A 13,075-nucleotide genomic window follows, 5' to 3' on the forward strand; every position below is an offset into this window, starting at 1 on the left:
TCCAGAAAAAGACCAGTGAAATCAGTATATAACAAGTCATATCTATTGTCAAGAAAAAAATTGGTCTAGTCAGATTTTGAAAATAAACCAGAAAATTGATTGAAAAAAGACCAGCCCTACTGGACCAGTCCTGTCTTAATAAATCCAAATTCTGAGAGGGGACTTAAACGGAAGGTCAGTCTCCCGATAATATCTTTATCAGCAATTAAACCAAAGCTACGGCTGTCCTGTCTATTTGTCCGAACGTCGTTCAGAACCAGATAATGCTTTTTGGGAATACTGATATGTTGGCCACCAGTCAAGGTTGTGAGATTGAAATCTTCTGTATAACTCTCTTGAGAAGACGGAGTATGCAAATAATTCTCCGAAACAATCACATCGTTTTTATATAAGACATCATCCATATATGTAACTGTTTCGTCTTCTATGGCTATAATGCGACTAACATATTCCTTACCTTCATGCCTATAGAGAACGAAATCCCCATGTGTTAAGTCAGCCTTGCGAACAGTTACAATAAAGTCGCCTTCTTTGATATAGTCATTTGCCATCTGGGATGTGATGGTTACTGGTTCAAAAAACCATACTCTCAAACCAATCAATCCCAAAATCAACAGAATGACCAAACTTATCTGCTTTACTAAATCTCTCTTTACCATAATCTCTCCAATCAATACTATTATACCATAAACTCAGGCTATCCATTGATAAGATGATGGTATATTTCCTCAGCAATGACTTGATTTCCAAGAGGTGTCAAGTGCAAGCCATCGCTATAATATTCTAAATGTCCCTTGGTTAAGGGATAAAGATTGATCACCGGTACATCCAATTCCTGTCCAATTGCTGCAATAATGGTTTGCAATTCGTCTTCAATAATTTGATTATTGAGCCCGAAGCGACTGGTTGGCACGAATGGTGGAATGACCAAGTAAAGATCTGGTTGACTAGGTAAACTCAAGTATCGCTCTGCCATTTCCCTATATTCACTAATAAATCGCTCCTTATTCCAGTAAGGACCACGGCTGTCATTGCTACCAATCATGATAATGACAATGTCCGCCTCGCTCTCAAGGGACAACTGGGCATTTTTCTCTTTAAAATAGGGATAATCCGACGTCGACTGAAGCGAACGACCGCTTAAGCCAAAATTGGACACCTGATAAAGATGCCCCAGTTTCTCAGCCAAAATGCAAGGATAAGCATCTTTTTCACGGTTCTCCAGACCGTAACCGTAGGTCAGGCTATCGCCAACTGTTGCAACTTTTATGGCCCCACTTCCAACGGTTAGGACCTCTGGATACATAATATCTGACACGTGAACTCCTCTGATTTTCTTATCATTCTATTGTACCATCTTGAAAAAAATAAATAAACTTCTGAATTTGTGATATAATGAACATATGAGAAAAAACGTGATGATTATAGGCGGAGGGATTGTCGGCTCAACAGCTGCCTTCTACCTCTCCCAAGATGAAACTATCAACCTAACCCTCATTGACCATGGTGTCGGCACTGCTACTCGTGCAGCTGCCGGGATTATCTGCCCTTGGATGGCCCAAAAGAAAAATAAAGATTGGTATAAACTGACTTCCGAAGGCGCAGTCTTCTATCGCAAATTGGTCGCCGATCTAGAGGCTGCTGGAGTCAAGGATATCCCTTTCAAGCAAACTGGAACTATCGGCCTGAAGAGCAAGCCAGAATTGCTAGAAAAAATCCAAAAGATTGCGGAAGACCGCCGTGTAGATACTCCCACCATTGGTCAAATTACAAGCTTGCAAGGCGAAGAAATCAGCGATTATCTCCCACCGCTCAAACCTGACTTTTACGGCATTCATTTAGAAGGAGGCGGCCGTATTGATGGTGGGCGTTTGATTGACATTTTGCAAGAAGAAGTTTTGAAAAATGGCGGAGCGCGTCTGCAAGGACAGGCAAAATTGCTAGACGCTCACACTATCGAACTAGATGGACAAGAGTTGACAGCCGACCACATCATCCTGGCTACAGGTGCCTGGCTACCACATATCCTAGAACCACTTGGTTATCAGGTTGATGTTCGTCCACAAAAAGGACAATTGTTGGAATTAGATACCCAATACGACACTAATAACTGGCCAGTCTGCATGCCCTATGGACAAATTGACATCTTGCCTTTTGAAAATGGAAAAATCATCGTCGGAGCTACACACGAGGATGATATGGGTTATGACCTGACACTTGACCCGGAAAAAATTCAAGCTATGCAAGTTAAGGCAACCGAGTTTATGCCAGACCTAGCCAACTATTCCGTTGCCAGAACACGGATTGGAACCCGTGCTTACACTTCAAACTATGCACCATTTTATGGCAATATCGAAGACATGAAGAATGTTTGGGTTGCTAGCGGTCTAGGTTCCTCTGGTTTGACAAACGGTCCATTTATCGGATGGCAAATCGCCCAAGAAATTTTAGAGAAGGAAACCAGTTTCGACCGTACAGCCTATTCACCTACTAACTACATTAAAAAACTATAATATAGCTAAAAGGGAGCGGGAAAGAACTCGACTGGTCAAAAAAGAGTTCGTCTTCCCGCCCCCGCATAGTTGATTAGGTCAGATTTGGAGTGTAAAACACGAACAAATCTGCCAATCAACCACTGCGCTGAGATGGTGACACGAACCCTAAAAAGCGAGGTTGAGCTTGAGCCCAGCCTCTTTTTATATCTTTTTTCAAGAAAAAGTGATGTTACATATTCTTCAACTCAATGACCATATCACGAATCTGGGCTGCCAGTTCAAAGTCAAGCACTTCTGCTGCTTCCTGCATTTGACCTTCCAGTTTCTTGATCATAGCCTTGCGTTCGTCTTTGTTGAGGGCGTTGAAGTCCACTACTTCTTCCTTGTCCTGAGTGACAGCCTTGGTCACGCTAATCAGGTCACGGATTTCCTTTTTAATAGTCTGTGGAATGATACCATGTTCTTCATTATAAGCCATCTGGATTTGACGGCGGCGGGCGGTTTCGTCCATGGCCTTGCGCATGGACTCAGTGACCTTGTCCGCATACATAATGACATGACCTTCAGAGTTACGGGCCGCCCGACCGATTGTCTGGATGAGCCCTCGTTCATTACGGAGGAAACCTTCCTTGTCAGCATCTAGAATAGCCACCAGACTGACTTCTGGCACGTCAATCCCTTCACGCAAGAGGTTAATCCCTATCAAGACATCAAAGACACCCAAACGAAGATCACGGATAATTTCCGTACGCTCCAAGGTCTTGATGTCCGAGTGCATATACTTGACCTTGACGCCCATTTCTTTCAGGTAGTCGGTCAAGTCCTCTGCCATTTTCTTGGTCAAGGTAGTAATAAAGGTCCGCTCACCCTTCTCAACTCGGGCATTGATTTCGCCTAAGAGGTCATCCATTTGGCCCATAGTTGGACGGACTTCCACCTCTGGATCCAGAAGCCCGGTCGGCCGAATGATCTGCTCGACAACGGTTTCGGTCTGCTCCATTTCATAATCACCCGGCGTCGCAGATACATAGACAATCTGGTGGACATGGCTCTCAAATTCTTCCCTGCGCAGCGGACGGTTGTCCAGTGCACTCGGGAGGCGGAAACCATAGTTGACCAGCATCTCCTTGCGTGAGCGGTCGCCATTGTACATCCCCTTAATCTGCCCCATGGTCATGTGGCTCTCGTCAATCATGATGAGATAATCTTCAGGGAAAAAGTCCAGCAGGGTGTAGGGAGGCTCGCCCTCGCTTCGCCCATCCATGTGTCGTGAATAGTTCTCAACTCCGTTGGTATAGCCCATTTCTCGAAGCATCTCGATGTCGTAGTCGGTCCGTTGTTTCAATCGCTGAGCTTCTAAGAGTTTTCCTTCTGCCTCAAAGACCTTGAGCTGCTCTTCCAGTTCCGCCTGAATCTTGGCAATAGCCGTTTCCATGTGGTCATCGTTGGTCACGAAGTGGGTGGCAGGGAAAATCGCCAAGTGGTCCACATCCCCCAAAACCTTACCTGTCAGGCTTTCAATCTCACGAATGCGGTCGATTTCATCCCCGAAAAACTCCACACGGAAGGCGTGTTCATCACGAGAAGCTGGGAAAATCTCCACCACGTCTCCACGCACACGGAAGCGCCCCCGTTGGAAGTCGATGTCATTGCGCTCAAACTGGATATCTACCAGAGAATTGAGCAACTGATCGCGGGAAATCTCCTGCCCTGGTCGCAGGCTGACCACGCTATCTGAATATTCCTTGGGCGAACCCAAACCATAGATACAGGAAACGGAGGCAACGACGATTACATCGTTACGTTCGAGAAGAGCTGAGGTCGCTGAGTGACGGAGTTTGTCAATCTCATCATTGACCGAACTGTCCTTCTCAATATAGGTATCGCTAGACGGTACATAAGCTTCTGGCTGGTAGTAATCGTAGTAAGACACAAAGTATTCGACCGCATTTTCTGGGAAGAACTCCTTGAACTCACTGTAGAGCTGACCAGCTAGGGTCTTGTTGTGGGCGATAACCAGAGTGGGCTTATTGACACGGGCAATGACCTGACTCATGGTGTAGGTCTTACCAGTACCTGTTGCCCCCATGAGAATCTGAGCTTTTTCGCCCCCCTCGATATTATCCACCAAAGTTTCAATGGCTTGAGGCTGGTCACCAGACGGTGCATATTTTGATACAAGTTTAAATTGGTTTTCAGTATTTCGGTTGATCATTTGTTCAATTTTCTTTCTTCTAGTAAATCTTGCAACTTCTCTTCGGAAAAATGCTCAATTGGGCCGGGTTCAATATCAAGAATCGAAGTTTCCGCCGTGTATTTCAATAAATTCTTTATCTTAATTCCATATTGTTTAGCATAAAAGACAGCTCGCTCACTGTCATGAAATAATATCAATAAGTACGTGTAGGTGTCCGACAAACTGGCCCTTGCACTCGTTTTAGCCCCAGTCGCAAATGCGATTGTCTTCCCTACAGATTCTACGGTTTTTTCAGAAACATTTCCAAAAAGACGGCTCAAGCCTGCTCCTAGTGTCTGTTCTTCTAGGCAGATAAACTCAATTTCGTTTATAGGAATGGACACAGCTTTTCTTCGAAATATTCCCCGATAGAGAACAAAGTGCTTCTCTGTCAGTTCAAATGCTTTTAATCCAAAAAAGAGGCGCTGTATAGAAACGATAATAACCAGATGTGAAGCCAAGGTTGGAATGCCAAAGATCAGTAAAAATAAAATCCCACCGAGGATCACTATCGCTACATCTTCTCCCCATAAACTGATAAATAAATCAACCGTTAGATAAGACAATGGCAAGCCAAAAAACAAACTCAGACCCAAGGCCAACAAAGATTTCCATCTGCTATAACGAACAATCATACCCATTCCTTTCACTATTCTATTTTACCCGTACCAGTCGCCCCCATGAGAATCTGGGCTTTTTCGCCCCCCTCGATGTTATCAACCAAGGTTTCGATGGCTTGGGGCTGGTCACCAGACGGTGAATATTTTGACACAAGTTTAAATTGGTTTTCAGTATTTCGATTGATCATAGGTCTATTATAGCAAATTTTTCTTGTGGATAGGATTTGTGAGTTTCTTAACATTTTTCTAAAACACTATTGCATTTGTACTAAGATAGTAGTATAATAATTGTAATTTATTATATTTATCTAGGAGGTTCTTATGATTCAATTTAACCACGTTAGCAAAGCCTATGGCGATAATTTGGCCCTTGATGATTTGGATTTGACCATCGAAAGTGGGGAAATTTTCGGCTTGATTGGGCATAACGGTGCTGGTAAGACAACAACCATCAGCCTGCTCACTTCTATTATTCAAGCCAGTCATGGAACCATCTCTGTCGACGAACTTAATCTGGAAGAAAATCGAGATGAGGTCAAAAAACGGATTGCCTATGTACCAGACTCGCCTGATATTTTCCTTCACTTGACTGCTTTTGAATATTGGCACTTTATGGGCAAAGTTTACGGAGTTGACAAAGACACAGTTAACCAAGCTATTAACAAACTAGCCACTCTCTTTGATATGAGCGCCCGTCAGCACGAACCCATTGACAGTTTCTCCCACGGTATGCGACAGAAAACCATTATCATCGGCGCCCTTATTCCTAGCCCAGATATTTGGATTTTGGACGAACCCTTGACTGGACTGGATCCCCAGGCCTCATTTGACCTCAAGCAGATGATGAAGGACCATGCCAAAGGTGGTAACACCGTTCTCTTTTCGACCCACGTTTTGTCTGTTGCAGAACAACTCTGTGACCGTATTGGCATTCTGAGAAAGGGACGACTTATCTTCGTAGGTAGTCTGGAAGAATTAAAATCCCAATATCCTGACAAGGACTTGGAAACCATCTACCTAGAATTAGCAGGTCGCCAACAAAGAGAGGCAGGTGAGGTCGGATGAACAAATCTCTAATTTGGGAATTGGTCAAAATCAATATCCTCTACTCCAATCCGCAACTGCTAGCTTCCGTCAAGAAAAAACAAAATAAGAATAAAGACGGTCGTTTTTCAGCCTATCGGAGCATCCTTATCCAGCAAGGCTTCCTCATTCTGACGATGCCTATACTCTACTCCATCTTCTTTATGGGGATTGATTACAAACGGTCCACAGGTTTCTTCTCCCTACAACTAGCCCTATTCGCTATACTGGCAACCGTTTATAGTTTCACAGGCTTCTTTTCTGTCTTCTACGACAGCAAGGACACCAAACTCTATCTACCTCTTCCCTTAAAAGCAAGAGAGGTTTTTATCGCCAAATTCTTATCGGCTCAAGGTATGGTCTTAACCTTCCTCATCCCCTGTCTTTCTCTTCTTATCATCACCTATTGGCAGATAGGTGGACCAGCCTTTGCACTTTTTGCCTTGCCAAGTTTTATTCTCCTATGGTTCCTAGTCAATCTTCTCAATATGATTTTTATGCACTTTATCGGAGAAATCTTGACCAAGAGTCCACATAAGAAAACCATTTCTACCATTCTTCTGACAGTCTCATCTCTGGTTTCAATGGGAACGATGTTGTTTCTCCAATCCCAGCAAACCGCGTCATTCCAGACAGATGGATTTGTACAATTTCCAGAAGTACCACTTTTTGTAGGTTTCCACTACATCATCAGCCAACCATTTTCGATGGCTACAGTTGTCAATCTCATCCTTCCTATTTTGTTCATGTTGGGATTGGTCCACTTTGCCATTAAAACTGTTATTCCGAATTATTTCCAACAGGTTTTGGCAATTGATACTGCTTCATCAAAACGTAAGGTCGGCAAACCAAGGAAATTACCTCAGAATTTAAATCAGGCCCTTATCAAACACCATTTATCTACCCTCAACGACAGCAACCTGATGGTACAGACCTTCTTACAGTCCTTGGTGCTAGGAGTTGCCCTGCTCCCTTCTGTTTCTAAATTTACTGAAGGTGACGGACTGGGTGTTCTTTCCTGGGAATTTTTTGGAATTGCTTTATTGGCTGGCTTCTTGCTAGGCAGTCTGTTTGCAGGGTCAACGACCTTTATCGGAACAGCCATGTCCTTGGAAAAGGAAAATTACCACTTTATCCGAACTTTGCCCATTAACTTCAAACAGTTTACGATTCAGAAGTTTTGGGTGATTGCTGCGGTTCAATTCCTGGTTCCGACTTTCCTTTATCTCATGTTAGGCCTATTTGTCATGAAAGTAAACATAATCTTAGCCCTCTTCTTTGGTCTAGGTATACTTGTTTCTGCCCTACTTACTGGACAAATATACTACTGGCGGGACCAACGCCTACTCATGCTCAACTGGCAGAATTCCAACCAGCTTTTCGGTCGCGGAGCGGGTCAATGGCTGATTGCCGGGGCCATCCTGTTAACCATGTTCCTTGGAACTATTTTAATCATGATTAGTTCAATAATCGCCTCTATGATTGGCGGACTTCCAGTCAGTTTTGGACTAACAGGCTTGCTCATCGTCTTTTCAGCCTGCCTTCAGCTCTTTATTTATAAGGCCTACTGGAAAAAACTATAAAAATAAACCAGATTTCGAAAGTGAAATCTGGTTTTTGAATGCTATTAGTCTTGTTCAACGTAGTATTCTTGACCGAAGCCTGCTACTTCAGCATTGACTTGCCAGTGGATACCGAATTTGTCTTGCAAAAAACCGTAAGCAGGTGACCATGGCACAGCCTGCAAGTCCATAGTAATCTTCATGGCACCTTCAGATAATTTAGCAAACAAATCCTGTGCAGTTTCAGAATCATCCGTAATCAAGGCAACTGTAATGTTGTCACCAACTGAATAAGGCATTTCTGGATTTTTGTCAGAGAGCATGAACCGTTGTCCGTTTAAACGGAATTGGGCATTCATGACAAAGTTTTCCAATTCTGGTGGGCAGTTTGGCACAAAATCTTTATACAGATTGACTTGCTCTACCTCTGCACCAAGTGCATTTTTGTAGAATTCAATAGCTTCTTGACCGTTACCGTTAGTTACCAAGTAAACTTCCATTGCTTTAAGCATGGGATACCTCCAAATTTTTGATACTCCATTATATCACGAGTTAGTCATACGGACAAATTTTTTGTTTAAAAAAGTTGAGTTGTCATCAACTCAACTTATACTTTATTCATACCCGCCACCAGGTACACCGAAGTATTCTTCTAGTGTTAACCCAGAATTATAGATATCTGTCGCTTCCTGTCCAATATAACGGACATGCCAGGTTTCCGCCATGTAACCTGTGCTATATTCTTTACCAGGTAGATAGCGAACAATAAAGCCATAATGATGAGCATTTGAAGCCAACCACTGGGAAGCGGCTGGTTCTTCTAATAAATTCCCCGAACTATCGAGCAAATCAAAAGCGAGACCAGTTTGATGTTCACTGTAACCTGCACGTGCAGAATAGGTATCTGCTGCCGCTTGACCATCTTGATTGACATAGGATTGGTACAAACCAGCCTGGGTTTCATAAGAGCGGAAACCACTATAGTTGTTGGAAATGGCAAAACCTTGCGCCTGCATATCTGCAATCAACTGCTGGAAAGCTGCCAAGGCTTGTGGATCCTCTCCAGGAGCGTAAGTCGCGGCAAGAGGGTGCTTCTTATTAGCGATAATGACTTCCCCATATTTTCCTTGAACGCTATAGTAGGAGCCGTTATAAGTAGCGGTTGTTGCTAGCTCAGTCTGACTGCTTGTAGCTTCCTCACCAGTCGTCGAACTGGTTTCTGTTGAACTGGTAGAACTTTCCTGAGTTTCTTGACTAGAGCTAGCCTGCACCGGCGAACTACTAGTGGTAGACTGGCTTGATGCTGAACTACTGCTACTTGATGGACTGGCATCCGTTGACTTCTGACCACAAGCTACTAATAAAAGTACCATCGGAAGTAATAAGCCTAGTTTCTTATACATTTCTCTCCATCCTTTCGTCTATTCGTCGTATACCTTTATTCTAACATAAAATGAATTAAAAGTTTGGACAGAACCAGCTCCAATCCCTAACTTTCCAATTAGTAACTCCATATAGAAGGGCCAGCTATTATTTCAAAATCCCAAATAATTCCTGGTAATTGGAAATGATATAAGTCGGCTGGGCTGAACCAGTCAAGGCAGATTTTGTTGGATTATACCAGACCGAATCCATGCCCGCATTATTTGCGCCTTGGATATCAGCCGTCAAGCTGTCACCAATCATGAGAAATTTGGCCATATCTGAACAGCCAATTTGCTCTGCTATTTTTTCATAAAAATCAGCCGCAGGCTTCTGTGTCCCCATCTGTTCTGAGATAAAAACCTGCTTGAAATAGGTCTGAATAGGGGAGTTGAGGAGACGATTTTCCTGAATATAGGTCACGCCGTTGGTCGCCGCATAGAGCTGGTAACCACGGTCAACCAGTTCTTTAAGTAATAGGTCTGCACCTTCAAATATCTGACCTTGCTGACCAATAAATTCTTGATAGCGGATGGCCATTTCATGACCATCCACTTCCCTCCCAAAATGTGCAAAGGTTTTGGAAAAGCGCGTGTTGATCAATTCTTTCTTGGTAATTAAACCTTTTTCAAGTTCCTTCCACATACCTTGGTTGAGCGGACGATAGATGGCTTTAAAGGCCTCTATATCCTCCACATCCATGAACTCCAAAAATTGAGTGAGAGCCACTTCTTCTCCTTGGTTAAAATCCAAAAGTGTGTGATCAAGATCGAATAATAAATATTTATATGACAACTTTATATCCTCTCTTTTATTAGTGTTTCTGCCTTTTCCGTGCTTAAGCTCTCCAACGTTGGGTTTTCTTCAACATCATTGGATAGCTTGCTTTCATGAGAAATTTTATAAATGCATTGCCTTGACCGTTTGAAATAGCTTGTTTACCCTTTTCAAGCATTTGTTCAAAGGTAATATCTGGCTCTAAAAATTCACCATTGGCATAGCAGTACGAGCAAAACGAATTAGAGTGGCTGCCGTCTTTCTCTGATCCACGAACATCTTGACCATGCAAATTTAAGGGCATGGCACAAGATTGACAAAATTTTTCCATTATTTTCATACCTCATTTTCGAAGATAGTCCATTCTATCATAAAGAAGTCTGTTATTTCTACTCTTCCTTACTAATCGGTGCCAGACTTGCTAGGACCTTCTTAAGTCCCATCTCTGGGAAATTGATTTTGAGTTCTTGGTTGCTGCCTGTACCTGATACTTCAAGAACAGTTCCGCGTCCCCATTTCTTATGGACAGCGATATCACCAACTGACCAGTTGGTGCCTGAGCCTGACGATTTATTACTTGATGCGAAAGGCATACTGCCTCCGAGCTTGGCAGATGGTTGGACGGTTGCTTTTCGGCTTTGCATGGCTTGTTGTAAGCTCATACCTTGTCCAAACTGTGTCGCTCTGCCATTGACATAAGAGGCCTTAAAGCTAGTATTTGCAGGACGAGCAAGACCTTGATAGTCCAATAGGTCGCTGGAGATTTCTCGAATAAAGCGGCTTGGCTGATTGTAGTTACTGCGACCAAAGAGCAGGCGGGAGTTGGCATTGGTCAGATAGAGGGTCTGCTCTGCACGTGTAATACCAACATAAGCCAAACGGCGTTCTTCTTCCAACTCATCCTCTTCTTCTGCTGCACGGCTGAGTGGGAAGACATTTTCCTCCATACCAATTAGGAAGACAACAGGAAATTCCAGACCTTTGGCTGCATGGAGAGTCATGAGGGTCACTTCTGATGACTCAGTATTGCCGTCATCTGTATCTGCAATGAGAGCCAAATCAAGTAGGAAACGAGTCAAGCGATCCAGACCTGTTTCTTCTTCCTCAGTATTCTTCTCATCGAAGTTTTTGGTCACAGATAGGAATTCTTGGATGTTTTCAATGCGGGCATTGGCTTCCAACGTGTTCTGAGCTGCAAGGGCATCGACATAGCCTGTTTGCCGCAAGACAGCCTCGACTACTTGGGTCACGGTCAAGTCATCCAGTTGATTGCGGAGCTTATAGAGAAGGTTGGCAAGGTCGAATACTGCCTGCGCTGCCTTGCCCTTAACTGGTGACAACATAATATCCTGCGAAGCCTCCAATAAGGACATACCATGTGTGTTGGCAAAATCGCGGATCTTATCGACTGTGCCAGGTCCCACACCACGCTTAGGCTCGTTGACAATGCGTTCGTAGGAAATATTATCCGATGGGTTGGCGATGATATTCAAATAAGAAATCACATCTCGAATTTCCTTACGACTGTAGAACTTAGTGCCACCCACCATGGTGTAGGGAATGTTGGACTTAAGCAAGGCTTCCTCAATGGTACGGGACTGGGCATTGGTCCGATAGAGAACTGCAAAATCCTTATAAGCCTTGCCTTCTCGGTGCAATTGGTCGATTTGACCCGCAACATAAATCGCTTCATCATTCTCATCCCTGGCACGATAGTAGGTAATCAAATCACCTTGGGCATTCTGGGTCCAGAGTTTCTTAGGACGACGGTTGCGGTTGTTTTCGATGACCTCATTAGCCGCCTGCAAGACGTTCTTGGTCGAACGATAGTTTTCCTCCAAAAGAACGACCTTGCTTTCTGGATAGTCCTTTTCAAAGTCTAGGATATTTTGCATATCCGCTCCACGCCAGCCGTAGATAGACTGGTCCGCATCACCGACCACACAGATATTCTTGAAACGTGATGCCAGGAGCTTGACCAATTGGTACTGGGCATGGTTGGTATCCTGATACTCATCGACATGGATGTATTGGAATTTCTGCTGGTAATAGGTTAGGACATCTGGATTTTGATCAAAAAGGCGGAGCGTTAACATGATCAAGTCATCAAAGTCAACAGCCTCTGACTGCCGCAGTTCCTTTTGGTAAGCCGTGTAGCATTTTGCGACAATCTGCGTGTATAGATCGCCTGCCTGTGCTTCATAAGCCTTGTCATCAATCAAGTCGTTTTTGGCATTGGAAATGGTTCCTAAAATAGAACGTTCACTCCACTTTTTCGGATCTAAATTCAGATTTTTCAAAATCCGTTTCATGAGTGTACGCTGTTCACCTGGGTCTACTATCGTAAAATTGCGATTATAACCAATATGGTCAGCATCACGACGCAAAATCCGGACACACATGGAGTGGAAGGTAGCTATCAAACAATCTTGCGTAGCAGGATTGAGGGCATAGGCCCGCTCCTTCATCTCCCGTGCCGCCTTGTTTGTAAATGTAATGGCCAAGATGTTCCACGGGTTTACCATCTTTTCATCAATCAAGTAAGCGATACGATGGGTAAGAACACGGGTTTTTCCCGAACCAGCCCCTGCCATAATCAAAAGCGGGCCTTCAGTTGTCTGCACCGCTTCCGCCTGTCTGTCATTCATTCCGTTTAATAATAGGTTCATTTTCTCATACTTTCTCTAAAAAATCATTCTCTCCATTATACCAAAAAATCTCTCGATAGGCAGTTCAATGTGATAGATGGCGAGCAAAAAAGCCCAGAGATAATCTCTGAGCCTTATGTAGGCTCTATAATTTCTGTAGTGGGTAAATCCACCGTGGAGATTATGGAGCCTTTTTGAGTGTAGAAAAAAAGTCCCATATGACCTATAATGA

Annotated in this window: 12 protein-coding genes and 1 pseudogene; 3 read left to right on the top strand and 10 right to left on the bottom strand. The window is 43.6% G+C overall.

Features of this window, described 5'->3' with window-relative positions; genetic code table 11:
- Positions 1-116 precede the first annotated feature (116 nt).
- Positions 117-659, bottom strand: a complete 543-nt coding sequence (gene lepB, locus RFK25_RS03500) for a signal peptidase I (RefSeq protein WP_332411526.1) — start codon at positions 657-659, stop codon at positions 117-119.
- A 38-nt stretch (positions 660-697) separates the two neighbouring features.
- Positions 698-1,318 (bottom strand): GDSL-type esterase/lipase family protein, encoded by a 621-nt coding sequence (locus RFK25_RS03505; RefSeq protein WP_332411527.1) that lies wholly within the window; start codon positions 1,316-1,318, stop codon positions 698-700.
- A gap of 85 nt (positions 1,319-1,403) precedes the next feature.
- Here RFK25_RS03505 and RFK25_RS03510 point away from each other — a divergent pair, with 85 nt between their 5' ends.
- Positions 1,404-2,513: an NAD(P)/FAD-dependent oxidoreductase gene (locus RFK25_RS03510; protein WP_332411528.1), complete on the top strand. Its 1,110-nt coding sequence runs from the start codon at positions 1,404-1,406 to the stop codon at positions 2,511-2,513.
- Positions 2,514-2,724: 211 nt separating this feature from the next.
- Here the strand turns inward: RFK25_RS03510 and uvrB are convergent, their stop codons facing one another.
- The 3 genes and pseudogenes from uvrB to RFK25_RS03525 form a co-directional block, all read right to left on the bottom strand.
- A complete protein-coding gene (gene uvrB, locus RFK25_RS03515; RefSeq protein ID WP_024385746.1) occupies positions 2,725-4,710 on the bottom strand; it encodes an excinuclease ABC subunit UvrB in 1,986 nt (661 codons plus the stop codon).
- Entirely contained in the window at positions 4,707-5,366 is a 660-nt protein-coding gene (locus tag RFK25_RS03520; protein WP_332411530.1) for a hypothetical protein, read from the bottom strand. Before RFK25_RS03520 ends, uvrB begins: the two co-directional genes overlap by 4 nt.
- Positions 5,367-5,389: 23 nt before the next feature.
- Positions 5,390-5,539 (bottom strand): annotated as a pseudogene (locus RFK25_RS03525) (DEAD/DEAH box helicase family protein); the annotation flags it as partial.
- A gap of 133 nt (positions 5,540-5,672) precedes the next feature.
- Between RFK25_RS03525 and RFK25_RS03530 the strand changes: the two are divergent.
- On the top strand, positions 5,673-6,416 hold the full coding sequence (locus RFK25_RS03530) for an ABC transporter ATP-binding protein (protein WP_332411533.1): 744 nt from the start codon (positions 5,673-5,675) through the stop codon (positions 6,414-6,416).
- Positions 6,413-8,017 (top strand): permease, encoded by a 1,605-nt coding sequence (locus RFK25_RS03535; RefSeq protein ID WP_332411534.1) that lies wholly within the window; start codon positions 6,413-6,415, stop codon positions 8,015-8,017. Before RFK25_RS03530 ends, RFK25_RS03535 begins: the two co-directional genes overlap by 4 nt.
- Before the next feature lie 44 nt (positions 8,018-8,061).
- On the opposite strand, the gene RFK25_RS03540 is transcribed toward RFK25_RS03535, so the two are convergent.
- The 5 genes from RFK25_RS03540 to pcrA all read right to left on the bottom strand — a co-directional run bounded on the left by RFK25_RS03540 (position 8,062) and on the right by pcrA (position 12,864).
- Positions 8,062-8,508: a VOC family protein gene (locus RFK25_RS03540; protein WP_332411537.1), complete on the bottom strand. Its 447-nt coding sequence runs from the start codon at positions 8,506-8,508 to the stop codon at positions 8,062-8,064.
- A gap of 102 nt (positions 8,509-8,610) precedes the next feature.
- Positions 8,611-9,399, bottom strand: a complete 789-nt coding sequence (gene ldcB / locus RFK25_RS03545) for an LD-carboxypeptidase LdcB/DacB (protein ID WP_332411540.1) — start codon at positions 9,397-9,399, stop codon at positions 8,611-8,613.
- 127 nt (positions 9,400-9,526) lie between these two features.
- Positions 9,527-10,213, bottom strand: a complete 687-nt coding sequence (locus RFK25_RS03550; RefSeq protein WP_332411541.1) for a YjjG family noncanonical pyrimidine nucleotidase — start codon at positions 10,211-10,213, stop codon at positions 9,527-9,529.
- Between the two features lie 43 nt (positions 10,214-10,256).
- Positions 10,257-10,535, bottom strand: a complete 279-nt coding sequence (locus tag RFK25_RS03555) for a zinc ribbon domain-containing protein (RefSeq protein WP_332411543.1) — start codon at positions 10,533-10,535, stop codon at positions 10,257-10,259.
- 49 nt (positions 10,536-10,584) lie between these two features.
- A complete protein-coding gene (gene pcrA / locus RFK25_RS03560; RefSeq protein WP_332411544.1) occupies positions 10,585-12,864 on the bottom strand; it encodes a DNA helicase PcrA in 2,280 nt (759 codons plus the stop codon).
- Positions 12,865-13,075 lie beyond the last annotated feature (211 nt).

This window comes from Streptococcus sp. SS-4456 (assembly GCF_036680365.1).
In the GTDB taxonomy this organism is placed as follows: domain Bacteria; phylum Bacillota; class Bacilli; order Lactobacillales; family Streptococcaceae; genus Streptococcus.

Bases quoted from the DNA above. Each gene is read 5' to 3' on its own strand.
- lepB (WP_332411526.1), bottom strand. From the start codon at position 659: ATGGTAAAGAGAGATTTAGTAAAGCAGATAAGTTTGGTCATTCTGTTG.
- RFK25_RS03510 (WP_332411528.1), top strand. From the start codon at position 1,404: ATGAGAAAAAACGTGATGATTATAGGCGGAGGGATTGTCGGCTCAACA.
- uvrB (WP_024385746.1), bottom strand. From the start codon at position 4,710: ATGATCAACCGAAATACTGAAAACCAATTTAAACTTGTATCAAAATAT.
- RFK25_RS03520 (WP_332411530.1), bottom strand. From the start codon at position 5,366: ATGATTGTTCGTTATAGCAGATGGAAATCTTTGTTGGCCTTGGGTCTG.
- RFK25_RS03530 (WP_332411533.1), top strand. From the start codon at position 5,673: ATGATTCAATTTAACCACGTTAGCAAAGCCTATGGCGATAATTTGGCC.
- RFK25_RS03535 (WP_332411534.1), top strand. From the start codon at position 6,413: ATGAACAAATCTCTAATTTGGGAATTGGTCAAAATCAATATCCTCTAC.
- RFK25_RS03540 (WP_332411537.1), bottom strand. From the start codon at position 8,508: ATGCTTAAAGCAATGGAAGTTTACTTGGTAACTAACGGTAACGGTCAA.
- ldcB (WP_332411540.1), bottom strand. From the start codon at position 9,399: ATGTATAAGAAACTAGGCTTATTACTTCCGATGGTACTTTTATTAGTA.
- RFK25_RS03555 (WP_332411543.1), bottom strand. From the start codon at position 10,535: ATGAAAATAATGGAAAAATTTTGTCAATCTTGTGCCATGCCCTTAAAT.
- pcrA (WP_332411544.1), bottom strand. From the start codon at position 12,864: ATGAACCTATTATTAAACGGAATGAATGACAGACAGGCGGAAGCGGTG.